The organism is Pseudomonas sp. NPDC090752 (genome assembly GCF_055584805.1).
The window spans coordinates 144,988-166,556 of the sequence record NZ_JBVJLI010000014.1 but is presented as its reverse complement, the minus strand read 5'-3'; the positions used below and the strand labels follow the sequence as shown (position 1 = coordinate 166,556).

Annotated in this window: 1 protein-coding gene; it reads right to left on the bottom strand. The window is 66.0% G+C overall.

Features of this window, described 5'->3' with window-relative positions; genetic code table 11:
- A partial coding sequence (locus ACZ6YA_RS19070) for a non-ribosomal peptide synthase/polyketide synthase (RefSeq protein WP_465898641.1) occupies positions 1-21,467 on the bottom strand: 21,467 nt, incomplete at its 3' end.
- Between the last annotated feature and the right edge of the window lie 102 nt (positions 21,468-21,569).

Below are 21,569 nucleotides of genomic sequence, written 5' to 3'. Positions count from 1 at the left end.
ACCGTTGGCAATTGCGCGTGGAACCGCCGCACCAGGCTGCCCGGTAGGGCCTCGCCACTGCACAGCACGCGCTTGAGGCGGTCAGCCGAAGCGTCACCATGCGCCAGGAACACATCCAGCATCGACGGCACGAAGTGCAAGGTGGTAACGCCTTCGCGGCGGATCACCTCGCGCAAATACTCGGGATCACGATGCCCGCCAGGGCGCGCCATGACCAGCCGCGCACCAGTTTGCAGGGGCCAGAGGAATTCCCACACCGACACGTCGAAGCTGAACGGGGTTTTCTGCAGCACCACATCGTCGGCGTCGAGGCCGTAGGCGTCCTGCATCCACAGCAGGCGGTTGACCACCCCGGCGTGTTCGTTCATCACGCCCTTGGGCAGGCCGGTCGAGCCGGAGGTGTAGATCACGTAGGCCAAATTACGCGTTGTTAGGTCCACAACTACAGGGTTAGCCGCGGGTTGCTCGCCCCAGGTGGGCTGGTCCAGGTCGATGATTCGCCCGCCTTCCGGCACATGACGGGTCGCGGCATGCACCAGCACCGCAACCGGTGCGCTGTCGCTCAGCATGTGCCGCACGCGCTCGGATGGATACTCCGGGTCGACCGGCACATAGGCCCCGCCCGCTTTCAGGATGGCCAGCAGCCCGACCACCATCGACAGCCCACGTTCGACGCAGATCGCCACCCGATCATCCGGTTTGACGCCCAATCCGATCAGATGATGCGCCAGGCGGTTGGCTTGAGCGTTGAGTTCCAAGTAGCTCAGCTCGCCCCCTTCAGCCCGCACCGCCACGGCATCCGGCGTACGCTCGACCTGTGCTTCGATCAGCCCATGCAGGGTCTGCTCAAGGTCATAACCCACCGCGGTGTCGTTGAAATCCACCAACACACGCTGGCGCTCTCCTCGCTCCAGCACTGGCAGCTGCTGCAGCGGCAGCTCAGGTGTCTGCTCCAGCGCCGCGACCATGGTCTCCAGCACCTGCTTCATCTGCCCACAGATCCGCGCCGCGCCGATGTCTGCCGGGGTCATGGCCACCAGACGGAAGCCCTCTCCCAGGTCGTCGACGTTTAGCCCCAGCGGGTAATTGCTGCGTTCCTGGCTTTCGAGGATGTCGATTCCCTCGCTGGCTGTGCGCTGGCTGCTACTGACCGGGGTGCTGTGGCGGTAGTTGAGCATCGCGCTGAACAACGGCAATGGCGCCGCCACGCCACTGCAACGCTGGGCCAGGGCCAAGGACGCGTGTTCGTGAGCGAGCAGCGCGCTCAGCCGCTGGTGGGCCGCCTGCGCCCCGTCACGCACGCCGATGCCAGCCAGGTCGATGCGCAGCGGCAAGGTGTTGATGAACATGCCCAGCGCCCGCTCTGCGCCCTCGCCGCCTTGTAGGCGGCCGAGCAACACGGTGCCGAACACCACGCTGTCCCTGCTACTGGCGGCTGCCAACAGGCGCGCCCAGGCCAGGTGGAACAGGCTGGCGACGCTGATGCCCAGTTGCCGCCCTTGCTGACGCAGGCGCTGGGCCAGATCATCGCGCAGCCACAGTTGGGCTTCTTCGATGTCGCGGCCATCGCCCTGCACATCGCTCAGACCGAACGGCAGGGTCGGCTCATCGATATCGGCCAGCTGCGAACGGAAGAACGCCTCGTGCTCAGCCTGGCTGACGCCCAGCCGGGCCTGGGTCACGTAGTTGCGGTAAGGCACGGGGGCGTGTGCCGGTTCCGTGTTGTTCTGCAGGAAACCGATCAGTTCTTCGCCGACGACTTCCATGGCAGTGTGGTCGAGGACGATGTGGTGGAATTGCAGGGTAGCTTCGATGCCCGCTTCGGTCTGGCAGTAGAACAGCCGGATCAGCGGGGCTTGGCTCAGGTCGAGGCGGTGACTGGCTTGCCCTTCAAAGACAGCCAGCGGCGCCCTTCGCCAGACCACCTGCACCGGTTGCGGCAAGCCTTCCCAGAGTACGGCGGTACGCAGCACATCGTGGCGGGCGATGACTTTGTCCAGTGCGGCAGCGAAGTTGTCCAGGTGCTCGCGGCTGGCGAAGGCGAAACGCGATTGCAGCACGTAGGGATCATGCTCCACAGCGCTCAGGTGATGGTACAGAATGCCTTCCTGCAGCGGTGCCAGCGGATAGATGTCCTGCACGTTGGCAGCACCACCCGGGACCTCGGCGACAATTCGTTCAATGTAGTGTTGCTCCAGCGCCACCAGCGGCAACATGGCCGCAGTGATGTGCGTGCAGCCGGCAGGGATCAGGTTGTCCGGCACCTCCACCTGCCGTGCCTTGCCCAGTGTCGCCGCCAGCGCGGCAATGGTCGGCTGGCCGAACAGGGTTCGCACATCGACCTGAAGGCCCTCTCGACGCAAGCGCGCCGTGAGGTTCACGGCCAGCAGCGAGTGGCCGCCCAGTTCGAAGAAATTGTCATGCCGGCCAACCTGCGCCACGCCCAGCATGTCGGCCCAGACCTGTGCCAGCGCGGTTTCCACTGGGCCTTGCGGGGCAGCATAGGCCTGGCTGGCGAACTGCTCTGGATCCGGGGCAGGCAAGGCCTTGCGGTCAAGCTTGCCGTGGCGGGTCAGCGGCAAGGCATCCAGCTGAATGAATGCCAGTGGCACCAGGTGCGCTGGCAGGCGCGCCTGCAACGCGCCGCGCAATGCCTCCATCGGTACGTCCCCGCTGAACCAGGCCAGCAAGCGCTCATCACGCACCAGCACCACCGCATCGCGGATACCCGGCTGCGCCGCCAGTACAGCCTCGATCTCGCCCAGTTCCACGCGCACGCCGCGGATCTTCACCTGGTCGTCGTTGCGGCCCAGGTAGTCGAGGGTGCCGTCGGCATTCCAACGTACAAGGTCGCCACTGCGGTACATCCGTGCACGTGGACGATCGCTGAAGGGGTCGGGCAGAAAGCGCTCTTCGGTCAATTCAGGACGGTTGAGGTAACCACGGGCGACACCTGCCCCGCCGATGTACAGCTCGCCGACAGCGCCGACCGGCACCGGCTGGGCATGGGCGTCGAGGACATAGACGCGAGTATTGGCGATCGGCTGGCCGATATGCAGGGTGCCACCCGCTTGCAGCCGTCCGGAGGTCGCGACCACGGTGGTCTCGGTTGGGCCATAGTTGTTGACCAGGGTGAAGCCCGGATCCCGGTCGAACTGGCGCAGCCGGTCGCCGCCAATCAGCAAGGTACGCAGTGTCGGATGCTGGCGCTCGCGGCGCAGCGCCTGTTCGGCCACCGGTGTGGGCAGGAAGCTGACCTGAAACGGTTGCTCCAGCCACCAGTCGAGCAGTTCGTCGACGTGTTCGCCAGCGATGCGCGCAGGCGGCAGGTGCAACACCGCCCCGCAGCTCAGCGCCGGCCACACCTCCCAGGCCACTGCGTCGAAGCCGAAACCGGCCAGCGTACTGGTATGGCTGCCGGCCCCCAGGTCGAAGGCCTCGCAGTGCCAGTGCACCAGGTTGGCCAGGGTGCCGTGCTCGACCATCACCCCTTTGGGTTGGCCGGTGGACCCGGAGGTGTAGATCACGTAGGCCAGCTGACGTTCGTCCAGGCCCGTGACCTGCGGGTTGCTGTCCGCTTCGGCTTGCCAGTCATCACGGTCCAGTTCGACTCGGGCAATATCGCCGAGCATGCCTCGCGTGCTTGCGTCTGCCAGCACCAGTGCGGGCGCGCTGTCGTGCAACAGGTAGGCAATGCGCTCGGCTGGATAGCCTGGGTCCACCGGCACATAAGCCGCACCTGCCTTGAGCACCGCCAGCAAGCCAACCAGGCGCTCGAGGCTGCGCGGCAGGCACAGGGCAACCCGGTCGCCCAGCTGCACGCCACGGTGGATCAGGTAGTGGGCCAGGCGGTTGGCGCTGCGGTTCAACTCGCCATAGCTCAGCACTTGGCCATCCTGCACCAGCGCCGCCGCTTGGGGGGCGCGGGCGGCCTGGGCTTCGACCAGGGCAGGCACGGTCTGGCCCTGCGGGTAAGGCCGGACGGTGGCATTGAAGGTGTCCAGCACCTGCTGGCGAGCGGCTGCATCGAGGATCGACAGCGCGCTTACGCGGGTGCCTGCGGCCTGCTCCAAGGCTTGGTTCAGCTGCGTCAGAGCCTGGTTCATCCACTGTGCGACGCGTTCGGCGCCAATACCGTCCTGGGCCAGCACATTCAAGGCGAAGCCTTCGCCCAAGTCATCGACGCTGAGGGTCAGCGGGTAGTTGCTGCGCTCTTCACCGCCCAGCAAACGCACGCCCTGCACGCTGGCATCGTCCTCGGCAGGCGTGCCGGCGCTGCTGTGGCGGTAGTTGAACAACGCGCTGAACAACGGCTGCCCCGCTGCCACGCCGCTGCAGCGCTGGGCCAACGCGAGGGAGGCATGTTCGTGCCCGAGCAACGCGCAGAGCCGCTGATGGGTAACCCGCACCGCCTGCTGCACAGGCGCGTCGAGGTCGATGCGCAGCGGCAAGGTGTTGATGAACACACCCAGCGCGCGGTCCGCGCCTTCACCGCCTTGCAGGCGGCCCATCAGCACGGTACCGAAGACCACGTCATTGCGGTTGGCCAGCACCCCGAGCACCTGTGCCCAGGCCAGGTGCGCCAGGCTCGCGGCGCTAACGCCCAGGCGCCGGGCCTGCTCACGCAGCTGGCGGGCCAGGCCAGGCTCGACGGGCAGGCGCGCTTCTTCGATGGCGCGCCCATCGCCCTGCACATCGGCCAGGCCGAACGGCAGGGTCGGCTCGTCGAGGTCGCCGAGCATCTCGCGGAAGAATGCCTCGTGAGCGGCGTCATCAGCCCCCAGGCGAGCCTGGGCGACATACGTGCGGTAAGGCACCGGCGCGGCCAATTGCCCAGCGTTACCGGCCAGCAACGCCCGCATCTCGCCGGCGATCACCTCCATGGCCGTGTGGTCCAGGGCCAGGTGGTGGAACTGCAGGATCGCCACCACGCGCTGGTTGGCAGGATCGTCGGCATACAACAGGCGCATCAGCGGCGCATGGGAGAGGTCAAGGCGCTGGTGGCGGGCATCGAAACGCGCCTGCAAGGCATCGATGGGCGATGCACTGCTCAAATCAGTAACCGCCGTCACGTCCATCCGTGCTTCTCGCCAGACCACCTGCACCGGCTGCTCCAGTCCCTCGCTCAGCACCGAGGTCCGCAGGATGTCGTGGCGATCGATAACTTGCTGCAACGCCCCAGCCCAGGCCTGCAGGCGAGCGAGGCTGTCGAACGCCAGGCGTGACTGCAGCAGGTACGGGTCGCCCTGCTCGGCGCTCAGGTGATGATAGAGAATGCCCTCCTGCAGCGGTGCCAATGGGTAGATCTCTTGCACATTGGCGGCCCCGCCCGGCACGCTGGCGACAATGCGGTCGATGCTGGCCTGGTCGAGGTCGATCAGGCTGAGCATGGCCGGCGTGATCTGACGGACCCCGTGGGGTACGCGGTTGGCCGGCACCTGCACTTCGCGCCCGCTGCCCACCGCTGCAGCCAGGGCCGCGAGGGTCGGCTGGGCGAACAGCACGCGCACATCGGCACTCAAGCCGGCCTTGCGCATGCGCTCGACCACGGTCACGGCCAGCAGCGAATGCCCGCCCAGTTCGAAGAAGTGATCGTGGCGGCCGACTTGCTCGACCTTGAGTACCTCGGCCCAGATTTGCGCCAGGCTGCATTCCACCTCGCCCAGCGGCGCCTCGAAGGCGCGGCTGAGTAAGGCGTCGTGTTCCGGCTGCGGTAGTGCGCGGCGGTCCAGCTTGCCGTTGGCGGTCAACGGCAACGCCTCCAGGCGTACGTAGGCTGCCGGCAGCATGTAGTCGGGTAGTTGCCCTTGCAGTTGAGCATGAAGTTCGCCGATGACGGTCGCCGGGTCGCTTGCCGTGAAGTACGCGACCAGGCGCTTGTCACCCGGAGTGTCCTCACGCAGCACCACTGCTGTGTCACGAATACCGAAGCACTGGCCCAGGCGCGCTTCGATTTCGCCAAGTTCAATACGAAAGCCCCGCAGCTTGATCTGCTGGTCGGCGCGGCCCAGGTAACGCAGGGTGCCGTCGGCCTGCCAACACACCCGATCACCGCTGCGGTACATGCGCGCGTCGGGCTCACGGCTGAACGGGTCGTCCAGGAAGCGCTCGGCGCTCAGCGCCGGCTGGCCCTGATAGCCCAGGGCAACGCCGTCACCCCCGATGTACAGCTCGCCAACCGCACCGACCGGCAGTGGTTGCTGGCGCGCGTCGAGGACATAACAGCGACCGTTAGCGATCGGTTTGCCGATCGGAATGCTGCCCTCACCCACGTCGTTGATCTCGTGGGTGGTGCTGAATGTGGTGGCTTCCGTTGGCCCGTAGCCGTTCAGAAGATGAGCCGGGGCCCCTTCACGTAGCACCCGGGCGATCACCGCCGGGTCCAGCACATCGCCGCCCACCATCAGGTAGCGCAGCTTGGCCAAGGCAGGCAGCAGGTCGTCGGCGAACTGATGGAACAGCCCGGCGGTCAGCCACAACACACTGACACCCTGCTCCAGCAGCACACCGCGCAAGGTTTCGCGCGACAGCACCTGATGCTGGTCGATGACCACCACCGTGCCGCCGTTGAGCAACGGCGCCCAGACTTCCAGGGTGCTGGCGTCGAACGCCGGGTTGGAGGCGAAGGCGACCCGGTCCTGGCGGTTGAAGTCGGCGAAACCGTTGTTGATCACCAATCGCACGATGGCGCGGTGCGGGACCTGGACGCCTTTGGGCGTGCCGGTTGAGCCGGAGGTGTACATGATGTAGGCCGCACTGCCGGCGCACACCGCCAGGCCCGGCGACTGGATCGGATAGCCCGTAAGGTCAAGCTGGTCCAGTTCGACGCGCTGGGCCTGGCCCACGTGCGGCTCGCCGCTGTGCGTCAGCAGCACCTTCGCTTGGCTGTCGGCGACCATGAATGCCTGACGTTCGACCGGGGCGTTGCGGTCCAGCGGCACGTACACCGCTGCGCACTTGCTTGCCGCCAGTTGCGCCGCCAGCAGGTCGACGCTGCGCGACAGCAACAAGGCCACACGATCACCCGGGCGAACGCCCAGGGCCTGCAGGTGATGCGCCAGCTGATTGGCGCGCTGGTCGAGTTGCTGGTAGCTGAACTGTCGTTCGCCGTGGATCACGGCGACAGCGTCCGGGCTGAGCGCAGCGAAAGCACCGAACAGCGTGTGCACGGCATGCTCACGCGGGTAGTCGCGGCGCGTGGCGTTGAAGCCGTGCAACACTAATTCGCGCTCGGCGTTGGCCAGGCAACTGATCTGCTGCAGGGCGAGCTCCGGTGACTGTTCCAGGGCTTGCGTCAACCGTTCAAGGGCTGTGCCCAGCAAGCGGCAAACCTGCGCCCCGTCCACGTCTGCCACGGCCTGCACCGTAAGGACGAAGGCATCGCCCAGATCGTCGACGTTGACGACCAGCGGGTAGTTGCTGCGCTCATGCGCCGCCAGTTGTTCTATGCCCTGCCAGGCGTCGCGCAACGCGGCCTTGGAGGGTGCGCTGTGGCGGAAGTTGAGCAGGCTGGTGAACAAGGGCTGGGTAGCCGGTACGCCGCTGCAGCGTTGTGCCACGGCCAGCGAGGCTTGTTCGTGGGCGAGCAGCCGGGCCAGGCGTTGATGGGTCAGGCGCACGCCCTCGGCGACACCCGAAGCACCCACGCTGACACGCAACGGCAAGGTGTTGATGAACATGCCCAGCGCGCGCTCCGCGCCCTCGCCACCCTGCAGGCGACCCAGCAGCACGGTGCCGAATACCACCTCCTCGCGTCCAGACAACTGCGCCAGTACTTGGCCCCAGGCCTGATGGACCAGGCTGGCGACACTGATACCGAGCTGGCGGGCCTGCTCGCGCAGGCGCCTGGCCAGGCTGCCATCGAGCGCTTGGCGGCTGTCGCGCACGCGGCTGCCGTCGCAGTGTGCAGTGCGCAGGCCGAACACTTCAGTCGGTTCGTCGATATCACCCAGCAAGTCACGGAACAGCGTTTCTTCAGCCTGGCTGTCGCCGCCCAGCCGGGCCTGGGCCACGTAGTTTCGGTAAGGGACGCTGGCGTGTGGCAGGGGTTGGTTGTGCAGTGCGGCGGTGACTTCTGCGACCAGGTGCTCGACAGCGGCGTGGTCGAGGATGATGTGATGGATAAGCAGGGTCGCTTCGACGCGGCCGTTGATCTGAGTCGGTAACAGGCGGATCAAGGGGGCGGTGTTCAGGGGCAGACCTGTAGTTTCTGCGCCAAACCTGATCGCCGCAACAGAGGAGACCTTGTGCCAGACCACCTGCACAGGTTCCTCGAGGTGCTGCCAGTGGATGCTGGTGCGCAGAATGTCATGGCGGGTGATGACCTGGTCCAGGGCAGCGGCGAAGGCGTCGAGCGTGGACTGGTCCGGGAAGGCGAAGCGTGCCTGGAGGACGTAGGGATCGGCGCCTTCGCTGGCCAGGTGGTGGTAGAGGATGCCTTGCTGCAGCGGCGCCAGGCCGTAGATATCCTGAATATTGCCGGCACCGCCGGGAATCTGCGTGATCAGCGTGTCGATCGATGCTTGCGACAGCTCGGCCAGGGGCAGCATGTCCGGGGTGATGTGCGTGCAATCAGCCGGGATATGGTTTTTCGGCACCTTGACGCGGGTATCGCCGCCGACGGCAGCCGCGAGTGCGGCCAGGGTCGGCTGGCCGAACAACACGCGGATGTCGGCATGCAAGCCTTGTTGACGCAGGCGCGAAGTCAGGCTGACTGCCAGCAGCGAATGGCCGCCCAACTCGAAGAAGTTGTCGTGGCGGCTTACCCTGTCGACGCTCAGCAACTCGGCCCAGAGTGCGGCCAGCAGCGTTTCGGTTTCGCCTTCCGGGGCCTCGAACGGACGGTTTTGGAGAGCGTCGGGTTCAGGCAGCGCCTTGCGGTCAAGCTTGCCGTTTGGGCTCAGAGGCAGCGCTTCGAGGTGCATGAGCTGCGCCGGCACCATGAACTCGGGCAGGTGTGCGAGCAGCGACGAGCGCAGGGTTTCGGTGCTTTGCGGCTCGCCGGTGTAGTACGCGATCAGGCGTTGCTCGCGCGCCACAACCACGGCTTCCTGGACACCATCAATGGCGGTCAGGCCGGCTTGAATCTCGCCCAGCTCGATACGCAAGCCACGGATTTTCACCTGGTCGTCATTGCGTCCAAGGTATTCGATGTTGCCGTCGGCCAGATGGCGGGCCAGGTCACCGGTGCGGTACAACCTGGCAGCCGCTTTGGTGCTGAACGGGTCTTCAATGAAGCGTTCGGCGGTCAGTTCGGCGCGATTCAGGTAGCCTCGAGCGACCTGCACACCGCCGATAAACAGCTCACCGGCCACGCCCTGCGGCACCGGCTGGCCTTGGCCATCGAGCACGTACAGCGTGGTGTTGGCAATGGGTTTGCCGATCGGCGTGTTGTCCGGTGCGGTCACGCAATGCCAGGCACTGACATCCACCGCCGCTTCGGTCGGGCCGTAGAGGTTATGCAGCTCGACGGTTGGCAGTTGGGTGTGGAAGCGCCGCACCAAGCTGCCCGGCAAGGCTTCACCGCTGCACAGCACGCGCTTGATGCGGTCAGCCGAAGCGTCACCATGGGCGAGGAACACATCCAGCATCGACGGCACGAAGTGCAAGGTGGTAACACCTTCGCGGCGGATAACATCGCGCAGGTACTCGGGGTCACGATGCCCGCCAGGGCGCGCCATAACCAGGCGCGCACCGGTTTGCAGGGGCCAGAGGAACTCCCACACCGACACGTCGAAGCTGAATGGCGTTTTCTGCAGCACCACATCCTCAACACCGAGGCCATAGGCGTCCTGCATCCACAGCAGACGATTGACCACCCCGGCGTGCTCGTTCATCACGCCTTTGGGCAAACCGGTCGAACCGGAGGTGTAGATCACGTAAGCCAGATGACGAGGCGTCAACGCTGCCACGACCGGATTGCTGGCCGGCTGGGCATTCCAGATAGGCTGATCCAGATCGATGGCTGTGGCACTTTCCGGTACATGACGCGTCGCGGCATGCACCAGCACCGCTACCGGCGCACTGTCGCTCAGCATGTGGCGCACGCGCTCGGCCGGATAGTCCGGATCGACCGGCACATAAGCACCGCCAGCTTTCAGGATCGCCAACAGCCCGACCACCATCGACAGCCCACGTTCGACGCAGATCGCCACCCGATCATCCGGTTTGACGCCCAATCCGATCAGGTGATGCGCCAGGCGGTTGGCTTGAGCGTTGAGTTCCAAGTAGCTCAGCTCGCCCCCTTCAGCCCGCACCGCCACGGCATTCGGCGTGCGTTCGACCTGTGCTTCGATCAGCCCATGCAGCGTTTGCTCAAGGTCGTAACCCGCCGCCGTGTCGTTGAAATCCACCAGCACACGCTGGCGCTCTTCGGGTTGCAGCACTGGCAGCCGCTGCAACGCCAGCTCAGGCGTATGCTCCAGCGCCGTGACCATGGCTTCCAGCACCTGCTTCATCTGCCCGCAGATCCGCGCTGCGCCGATGTCCGCCGACGTCATCGCAACCAGCCGGAAGTCATCACCCAGATCATCCACATTAAGGCTCAACGGGTAATTGGTTCGCTCTTGCCCCTCCAGCACCTCGATGCCCTGCCAGGCCTGGCGCTGCTCGGCAGTGCTCACGGCGCCATGGCGATAGTTGAGCATCGCGCTGAACAAGGGCAATGGCGCCGCTACTCCACTGCAACGCTGGGCCAGGGCCAAGGATGCGTGTTCGTGGGCGAGCAGCGCGCTGAGGCGCTGGTGGGTCACATGAGCCGCATCACGCAGGCTGACGCTACCCAGGTCGACCCGCAGCGGCAAGGTGTTGATGAACATGCCCAGCGCCCGCTCTGCGCCCTCGCCGCCTTGCAGGCGGCCGAGCAACACGGTGCCGAACACCACGCTGTCCCTGCCACTGGCGGCAGCCAACAGGCGCGCCCAGGCCAGGTGGAACAGGCTGGCGACACTGATGCCCAGTTCACGTGCCTGGCGACGCAGGCCGGCGGCGAGTTCGGCGGACAACGGCAGCTTGGCTTCCTGCATGGCGCGACCATCGCCCTGCACATCGCTCAGGCCGAATGGCAGGGTCGGCTCATCGATATCGGCCAGTTGCGTGCGGAAGAACGCCTCGTGCTCGGCCTGGCTGATGCCCAGCCGGGCCTGGGCGACGTAGTTGCGGTAAGGCGCAGGCGCAGGCCCGGCGGTCGGTTTGCCTTGAAGGAAGGCGACCAGTTCTTCGCCAATGACTTCGAGGGCGGTGTGGTCGAGGACGATGTGGTGAAATTGCAGGGTGGCCTCGATGAAGTCAGTGGCTTGGGTGTAGAGCAGGCGAATGAGTGGCGCGGTGCTCAAGTCAAGCTTTGCGCTGGCTTCTTCGCGGGCAAGACCCGCTCCCACTGGGTCCGCGGCATGCTCGATTACAGCGAGCGGCGCGCTGCGCCAGACCACTTGAAGGGGTTGCGGCAGGCCGTCCCAAAGGACGGCGGTGCGCAAGACGTCGTGGCGGGCGATCACCTGCTCCAGCGCATTGGCGAAAGCTTGTAGTCGCTCGAAGGTGTCGAAGCGCAAGCGCGAGTACAGCACGTACGGGTCGTGCTCGGCGGCGCTCAGGTGATGATAGAGGATACCTTCCTGTAACGGTGCCAGCGGGTAGATGTCCTGCACGTTCGAGGCGCCGCCAGGCACGCTGGCGACGATCAGGTCGAGGGCCGCCTGGTCGAGCTCGATCAGGCTGAGCAAGTCCGGGGTGATGTGTGTGCAGCCGTCCGGGATTCGGTTCGCCGGCACCGTTACTTGTTGGTTCTGACCCAGGGTCGCGGCCAACGCGGCAATGGTCGGTTGGCCGAACAAGGCTCGCACATCGACTTGCAAACCTTCCAGGCGCAGGCGCGCGGTAAGGCTCACGGCCAGTAGCGAGTGGCCCCCCAGTTCGAAGAAGTTGTCGTGGCGGCCAACCTGCGGGACGCCAAGCAGTTCGGCCCACAAACCCGCCAGCAGCAGTTCAGTGCTGCCTTGTGGCGCTTCGAATGGGCGTTGTTGTGATGCGGCATCCGGGGTCGGCAGTGCCTTGCGGTCGAGTTTGCCATTGGCTGTCAGCGGCAGGTAGGCGAGGTGAACGTACAACCCCGGCACCATATACTCAGGCAGCTGGGCCAGCAGCGCCTGGCGCAGGCTGCCCGCCGGTTGTTCTGCGCCGGTGTAATACGCCACCAGGCGTTCATCGATGGCCAGCACCACGGCTTCGCGTACATCAGCTACGCGGGTCAGGCACGCCTCGATTTCACCGGGTTCGATACGCAGGCCACGGATCTTCACCTGGTGGTCGTTGCGGCCGAGGAATTCCAGGTTGCCGTCGGCACGCTGGCGTACCAGGTCCCCGCTGCGGTACAGGCGTTCGTCAGCCACGAACGGGCTGGCAATGAAGCGTTCGGCCTGCTGTTGCGGCAGGCCCAGGTAGCCGCGGGTGACACCAGCCCCGCCAATGTGCAGGTGACCAGCTACGCCCCATGGGACAGGCTGATCGCGGCTGTCCAATACATAGAGCTGGGTATTGTCGATCGGGCGGCCGATGGGCAGTGGCGTCTGCGGCAGCGCCGCGTCGGGTTCCAGGGTCCAGACGCTGCAGTCGACGGTCGTCTCGGTGGGGCCATAGACGTTGTGCAGCCGCACTCCCGGCAGGCGCTGGCGTACCAGGGCGGCCATGGCCGAGGTCAGCTCGCCGCCACCGCAGACGATGTCGCTGAGGCTGCTGCACGTGGCGCTTTGCGGCTCTTCGAGGAACTGCTGCAGCAGAGCGGGTACGAACTGCACCACGTTCACTTGCTGCGCCTGGATCAACTGCGCCAGGTAGTGAGGATCACGCTGACCGTCCGGGCGTGCCAGCACCAGGCGCAAGCCACTGCACAGCGGCCAGAACAACTCCCACACCGAAGCATCGAAGCTGATCGGGGTCTTGTGCAGCACGCTGCCGGCGCAAAGGCGTTGGCTCCAGTGCACCAGATTGACCACGTTGCGGTGCTCGACCATGACGCCCTTGGGCAGGCCTGTGGAGCCGGAGGTATAGATCACGTAGGCCAGGTGATGTGGCGCCAGGCCAGGCACCCGTGGGTTGCTGATCGGCTGGGCATGCCAAGTCGAATCATCCAGATCGATCAGCAACGCTGGCGACGACTGCACTACCGCGCGGGTAGCACCGTGCACCAGCACTGCCAGCGGCGCGCTGTCCTCCAGCATGTGCAGAATACGTTCTGTCGGGTAGCTCGGGTCGATCGGCACGTAGGCCCCGCCCGCCTTCAGTATCGCCAGCAGGCCTACAACCAGCGACAGCCCGCGCTCGACGCAGATCGCCACGCGATCATCGGGTTTGACCCCAAGGCCGATCAGGTGATGCGCCAGGCGATTGGCCTGTTCGTCGAGCTGGCGATAGCTCAGCTCGCCCTCGTCAGCCACCAGGGCCACAGCTTCGGGCGCATGATGCACTTGCGCTTCGAACAGGCGATGCAGTGGCTGCTGCAGGTCATGCCCGCGCCCGGTGGCGTTGGCTTCGACCAGCAGTCGTTGGCTTTCCTGCGCTGGCATAATCGGCAGTTGCTGCACGGGCAAGTGCGGCTGCTGCTCCAGCCCATCGAGCAAGCCAACAACGACCTGTACCAATTGATCACAGATCCGCCGCGCCCCCACCTGCGCCGTGACCTGCGCGGTCAGGCGCAGGCCATCGCCCAGGTCATCGACATTGACACTTAACGGATAGTGACCGTGCCCGCCGCTGGGCAACGCTTCGATGCCCTCGAGGGCATCGCGGTGCACCTGCTGTTCGGATGCACTCGTACCATGCCGGTAGTTGAGCATCGCACTGAACAAGGGCAATGGCGCGGCGACGCCACTGCAGCGCTGAGCCAACGCGAGCGAGGCGTGTTCATGGACCAGCAGCGCACCCAAGCGCTGGTGCGCCAGGCGCACGCCGTCACGCACACCAAGGCCATCGAGGTCCAGGCGCAGCGGCAGGGTGTTGATGAACATGCCCAGGCCACGGTCGGCACCTGCGCCACCTTGCAGGCGACCCAGCAACACGGTGCCGAACAACACGCTGTCCTTGCCACTGGTGGCCGATACCAGGCGTGCCCAGGCCAGGTGCAGCAGGCTCGCGGCACTGACGCCCAGTTGCTGGGCCTGCTGGCGCAGGCGTTGGTAGTCGGCGGTTTGCAGTTGCACGGTGGCCAGTTCGAAATCGCTGGCCTGGGCCTGAAGATCGGTCAGGCCGTACGGCAGGGTCGGTTCGGTGATGTCGGCCAGTTCGGCTCGGAAGAAGGCTTCGTGCTCGGCTTCGCTGATGGCCAGGCGCGCCTGGGCCACGTAGTTGCGGTAAGGCACCGGGGGCTGGGTCGGGGCTTGGCCGTGCAGGTGGTCGCGGATTTCTTCGAGGACCACTTTCATGGCGGTGTGGTCAAGGACGATGTGGTGGAATTGCAGCGTGGCTTCGATGCGGTGCGTGCCAGGGGTGCGGTTGTGCAGCAGTCGGATCAGGGGAGCAGAGGTCAGATCGAGTATCGCGTTGGATGCTTCGCGGGCAAGACCCGCTCCCACAGGTTGTGCGGCGGTCTCAAGAATAGCTGCGGGCGCTTGGCGCCAGACCACTTGCACGGGCTGGCGCAGGCCGTCCCAGAGCACGGCGGTGCGCAGCACGTCATGGCGGGCGATGACCTTGTCCAGGGCGCTGGCGAAGCTTTGCAGGCGCGCGGGGCTATCGAAGGCGATGCGCCACTGCAGCAGGTACGGGTCTGCACCGGCAGCGCTGAGGTGATGGTAGAGAATGCCTTCCTGCAGCGGGGCCAGCGGGTAGATGTCCTGCACATTGGCGGCGCCGCCCGGCACCGTGGCGACGATCCGCTCGATGCTGGCCGGGTCCAGCTCGATCAGTGGCAGCATGTCCGGTGTGATTTGCGTGCAGTCTACCGGGATGCGGTTGTGTGGCACGGTCACCTGGCGGCCATTACCCAACGCCGCCGCCAGCGCGGCCACCGTCGGCTGGCCGAACAGCACCCGCACGTCGGTCTGCAGCCCCTGCTGGCGCAGGCGCTCGATCAGGGTCACAGCCAGCAGCGAATGGCCGCCCAGTTCGAAGAAGTTATCAAAGCGCCCTACTCGCTCGACGCCCAGGACATCGGCCCAGGTCGCGGCCATGAGCGTTTCAGTCTCGCCCTGCGGTGCTTCATAGCCTTGGCTGATCAGGTCAGCGGTTTCGGGCTCTGGCAATGCACGGCGGTCGAGCTTGCCATGGCTGGTCAGCGGCAGCTGCTGAAGGCGAATCAAGGCTTGCGGCAGCATATGCGCCGGCAGGCACGACTGCAGGGCCTGACGCAATTGGTCGAGTTGCACGGGTTCGGCCTCGGTGAACCAGGCCAGCAGCCGCTCGCCACGCACCAGCACAACGGCATCCTCGATGCCCGGATATGCTTGCAGGGCCGCCTCTATTTCGCCCAGTTCCACACGAATGCCACGAATCTTCACCTGGTCGTCGTTACGGCCGAGGTAGTCCAGGGTGCCGTCGGCGTTCCAACGCACCAGATCGCCGCTGCGATACATGCGTGCACCGGCCAGGCGGCTGAACGGGTCTTCGAGGAAGCGCTCAGCGGTCAATTCGGGCCGATTGAAGTAGCCCCGGGCAACCTGAGCACCGCCGATGTAAAGCTCACCGGTTACTCCGATCGGCACCGGTTGGCGTTGCTCGTCGAGCACATAGACGCGCGTGTTGGCAATGGGCTGGCCAATATGCAGGGCTGCGCCAGGCACTACCTTGCCAGAGGTGGCGACGACAGTGGTTTCGGTCGGGCCATAGTTGTTGACCAGTTCGAAGCCGGGGTCGTGGTCGAACTGCCGCAGGCGGTCGCCGCCAATCAGCAAGGTGCGCAAGGTTGGATGCTGGTGGGCGCGGCGCAGCGCCTGCTCGGCCACCGGGGTAGGCAGGAAGCTGACCGCGAGCGGCTGCTCCAGCCACCAGTCGAGCAGCTCATCGACGTGCTCGTTGCCGATGTGTGCCGGCGGCAGGTGCAGGGTGGCACCGGCACACAAGGCCGGCCAGACCTCCCAGGCCATGGCGTCGAAACCGAAACCGGCGACGCTCGATGTGCGCTCGCCGGCAGCCAGGGCGAAAGCCTGGCAGTGCCAGTGCACCAGGTTGGCCAGGGTCTGGTGTTCGATCATCACGCCCTTGGGCTGGCCGGTGGATCCGGAGGTGTAGACCACGTAGGCCAGATGATGGGCGTCCAGCCCGGCCACTTGCGGGTTGCTGTCGAGCGTGTGCCAGGCAGCGGGCTGGTCGAGGTCCAGGCGGGGCACCCCATCCGGCAAACCGGTCAGCTTCGACTCGGCCAACAATAATGTTGGCGCGCTGTCGCTGAGCAGATACGCGATGCGTTCAGCCGGGTAGCCGGGGTCTACCGGGACGTAGGCAGCACCGGCCTTGAGCACGGCCAACAGGCCGATTACCCGCTCGATGCTGCGCGGCAGGCACAGGGCAACTCGGTCGCCACGCTGTACGCCATGCTCGATCAGGCGGTGCGCCAGGCGGTTGGCGCGCAGGTTCAGTTCGGCGTAGCTCAGGGCCAGCCCTGCCTGGCTCAGTGCCGAGGCATCGGGTGTACGGGCGGCCTGGGCTTCAACCAAGGCGTGCACGGTTTGGCCTTGTGGGAACGCCTGGGCAGTGTCGTTGAAGCCGCCGAGCAGTTGTTGACGGGCCGCGTCGCTGAGGATTGACACACTATCAACCGGGGTGTCCGACTCTTGTTCCAGCGCCTGCAGCAGCTGGCCCACCGCTGCCGCCATCCACTCGACCACCCGGGCCGCGCCGAGGCCTTCGACCGCCAACACGCTGAAACTGAAAGCATCGCCCAGATCGTTGACGCTCAAGGTCAGCGGGTAGTTGCTGCGCTCTTCGCCGCCAAGCAGGCGCACGCCTTCCCAGATACCCTCGCCTTCGCGCGGGGCGTCAGCGGCGCTGTGGCGGTAGTTGAGCAAGGCGCTGAACAGGGGCACCGAGGCCGCTACGCCACTGCAGCGCTGGGCCAGCGCCAGCGGCGCGTGTTCGTGACCAAGCAGTGCCGACAGGCTGCGGTGGGTGGCGCGCACGGCTGCTTGCACCGAGGCACGGGTATCGACCCGCAGGGGCAAGGTATTGATGAACATGCCCAGCGCCCGGTCGGCCCCCTCGCCCCCTTGCAAGCGGCCCATCAGCACCGTGCCGAAGACCACGTCGTGGCGGTTGGCGAGCACCCCCAGCACCCGTGCCCAGGCCAGGTGCATCAGGCTCGCGGCGCTGACGCCAAGCTGGCGGGCCTGGCCGCGCAGGCGTTGGCTGAGGTCGGCATCCAGCGCCTGGAAGGCCGATTCGATGGCGCGACCATCGCCTTGCACATCGGCGAAGCCCAGCGGCAAGGTCGGCTCGTCGACATCCGCCAGCATCTCGCGGAAGAACGCCTCATGGCCGGACTGATCCGCCAAGCGCGCCTGGGCCACGTAGTTGCGGTACGGCACCGCTGCCGGCAGGGTCTGGGCCTGACCGAACAGCAACGCGCGCATCTCACGGGCGACCACGTCCATGGCGGTGTGGTCCAGGGTCAGGTGGTGGAACAGCAGGATTGCCACCACCTGCTGGTTGGCCGCGTCGAGGCTGTAATACAGGCGGGTCAGCGGAGCCTGAGCCAGGTCCAGGCGGTGGTGACGGGCATCGAAGCGGGCGTGCAGTTGCTCAATGCGGGCGACACCCGGCTCATCGACCAGGTCATCGATTTCGCGGACCACCAGCGCTGCCTTGCGCCAGACCACTTGCAGCGGCTGCGCCAGGCCCTGCCAGAGCACCGAGGTGCGCAGGATATCGTGACGGTCGATGACTTGCTGCAGGGCCCCGGCCCAGGCCAGCAGGCGCTCGACGCTGTCGAAAGCCAGGCGAGTCTGCAGCAGGTACGGGTCACCCTGCTCGGCACTCAGGTGATGGTAGAGAATGCCTTCCTGCAAGGGCGCCAGCGGGTAGATTTCCTGCACGTTGGCAGCGCCGCCGGGCACCGTGGCGACGACTGCGTCGATCGTGGGCTGGTCAAGCGAGATCAGGCTGAGCATGCCAGGGTCAATGTGCTCGGCGCCTGGCGGTACACGATTGCCCGGAACGCTTGCCGCGTGAGTAAGCCCCGCCGCACTGGCGAGGGCGGCCACGGTCGGTTGGGCGAACAGCACGCGCACATCGATCACCAGGTCGGCTTTGCGCAGGCGCTCGACTAGGGTCACGGCCAGCAACGAATGGCCGCCCAGCTCGAAGAAATTATCGAAACGCCCTACCCGCTCGACACCCAGCACTTCGGCCCAGATCGCGGCCATGGTCGCTTCAGTGTCGTTTTGCGGTGCTGCATAGGCCTGACTGATCAACAGGCTGCTATCTGGCTCGGGCAACGCGCGGCGGTCGAGCTTGCCGTGGCTGGTCAGCGGCCATTGTTCCAGGCGGATAAACGCCAGCGGTACCAGTTGCCCCGGCAAGCGGGCCTGCAGGGCCAGGCGCAACTGATCGAGGTCGACCGGCGCCGTCTCGGTAAACCAGGCCAACAGACGCCCTTCGCGCACCATAACGACAGCATCGGCGATGCCGGGTTGCAGGGCCAGGGCGGCTTCGATCTCGCCCAGTTCCACCCGCACACCTCGGACTTTTACCTGGTCGTCGTTGCGGCCCAGGTAGTCGAGCGTGCCGTCGGCGTTCCAGCGCACCACATCGCCGCTGCGGTACATGCGGGCGTGCGCCAGCTCGCTGAAAGGATCAGCCAGGAAGCGTTCTTCGGTGAGCTCGGGGCGGTTGAAATAGCCGCGTGCGACCTGTGCACCACCGATGTAGAGCTCGCCAGAAACGCCCACCGGCACCGGCTGCAGGCCTTCATCGAGCACATACACCCGGGTATTGGCGATTGGCCGGCCAATATGCAGGCTGCCGCCTGGGCTGAGCTGCCCGGCGGTAGCGACCACGGTGGTTTCGGTCGGTCCGTAGTTGTTGACCAGAGCAAACCCGGGATCGCGATCGAACTGGCGCAGGCGGTCGCCACCGATCAGCAGCGTGCGCAGGGTCGGGTGCTGGCGATCGCGGCGCAGGGCCTGTTCGGCCACCGGTGTCGGCAGGAAACTGACTTGCAGCGGCTGTTGCAGCCACCAGTCGAGCAATTCGTCGACATGCTCGTTGCCGATGTGCGCTGGCGGCAGGTGCAGGGTGGCGCCGGCACACAGGGTTGGCCAGACTTCCCAGGCCATGGCGTCGAAACCGAAGCCCGCCACGCTGGAGCTGTGCGACCCAGCAACCAGTTCGAAGGCCTGGCAGTGCCAATGCACCAGGTTGGCCAGTGCCTGGTGTTCGATCATCACACCCTTGGGCTGCCCAGTGGAGCCGGAGGTGTAGACCAGGTAGGCCAATTGCTGCGCGTCGACAGCGGACACCACAGGATTGCTGTCATCCGCCGCGAATGCGCCGGGTCGGTCCAGATCCAGTCGGGGTACGTTCGGCAGGTTTCCGATTGCCGTCGTCGCCAGCACCAAGGTTGGCGCACTGTCAGCCAACAGGTATGCGATGCGCTCGGCCGGGTACGTCGGGTCCACGGGCACGTAGGCGGCACCCGCCTTCAGTACGGCCAGCAGGCCGACCAGGCGCTCGGCGGTACGCGGCAAGCACAGGGCAACGCGGTCGCCGACCTTCACGCCCTGCCCGATCAACTGATGAGCCAGCTGGTTGGCGCGCCGGTTCAGTTCGCCGTAACTCAACACGGTATCTGCTTGAATCAAGGCCGCAGCCTGTGGCGAACGGTCGGCCTGGGCTTGCACCAAAGCGTGCACGGTCTGGGCTTGCGGATACACCTGTGCGGTCTGGTTGAACAGCCGCAGCACCTGCTCACGCTGCACCGGCGGCAGCACGGCCAGCCCTTGCAATGGCGCTGCAGGGTCGTGTTCCAGCGCGTCGACCAGGCTGTCGAGCACCTGTTCGAACTGCCCGCACACGCGCGCCGCGCCCCACTGCGGCAGGCTCTGCACGGTCAGGCGCAGGTCGTCGCCCAGGTCATCGACGCTGACGGTCAGCGGGTAGTCGGTGCGTTCTTCGGCGCCGACGATATCGATGCCCGGCGCCACCGGGATGACGTCGGCGGCATCGCCTGCAGCACTGTGGCGATAGTTGAGCATGCTGTTGAACAGCGGCGCTGGCGCAGCCACACCGCTGCAGCGCTGGGCCAGGGCCAGTGACGCTTGCTCATGGCTGAGCAAGGCCGTGAGGCGCCGGTGGGTGGCCAGCAAGCCTTCGCGCACGCCGTGCTGGCCAAGGTCGATGCGCAGCGGCAGGGTGTTGATGAACATGCCCAGGGCTTGCTCGCTGCCATCCCCAGTGGTCATGCGGCCCAGCAAGACACTGCCGAACACTACCGCCTGACGCCCAGACAGTTGCCCGACCAGGCGCGCGAAACCCAGGTGCAGCACACTCGCCGGACTCACCCCGAGCAGCCGCGCCTGGCTGCGCAGGCGTTGGCTGAGGGCCGCCGGCAAGGTCAGGCGCGCTTGCTCCAGAGCGTGCTCACCTTTGTCCTGCAGGCCGAAGGCCAATGTCGGCTCGTCGATGCCTTCAAGCATCTCGCGGAAGAAGCGCTCATGTGCCTGCTCGTCCAGCGCCACGCGCGCGGCGGCCAGCACATTGCGAAACGGCATCGGCGCCGGCAATTGCGCTGACTCACCGGCCAGGTGGGCCTGGATCTCGCGGCGCACGATGTCCAGGGCGGTATGGTCCATGACCACGTGGTGGAACATCAGCAAGGCGACCCACTCCTGGCCTTCGCCACGAGCGTGCATCAACTGCATCAAGGGCGCCTGGCGCAGGTCGAGGCGATAGTGCCGAGGGTCGAAGCGCTCGCACAGGCGGGCCAGCGCTTCGCCGCCGTCGACCGCGATGGCCTCGCGGACCAGCGTCGCCTCCCGCCACACCACTTGCACCGGCTCGTCCAGGTACTCCCAGTGCAGCGCCGTGCGCAGGATGTCGTGGCGCTGGATCACCCACTGCAGGGCCTCGGCGAAAGCTTCCAGGTGCGCCTTGCTGGCGAAGCGCAGTTGCACCTGGGCCAGATACGGGTCGCCGTCGCTGGCCGCCAGGTGCTGGTACAGCATGCCTTGCTGCAGCGGCGCCAACGGGTAGATGTCCTGCACGTTGGCCGCACCACCCGGCACGCTGGCGACGATGCGGTCGATGGCCGGCTGGTCGAGGGTCACCAGCCCCAGCATGTCGGGAGTGATCTGAAACGCCGGGCTGAGCCAGTCGTCATCGCATGACGCAAGCATCTCCAGCAAGGCCGGCTTGTGCCGGGACAGCGCCTCCCACAGGGTATCGTCCAAGGTTTCGTCGTCACCCAGGACGATCAGGTCCTGGTCTTCACGCTGGAGTCGGATCGCACGGGTGGAAAGAGCAGCCATCAGTTCGCTGAAGAGCATCGGTAAGCATCCTGCTTTGCCTGGAAATGGGGATCGGGGACACGCTAATGGATCGTGACCGGGTGGTCTGACATGGGAAGTGGGGACAGGGGCTCGCCTTGG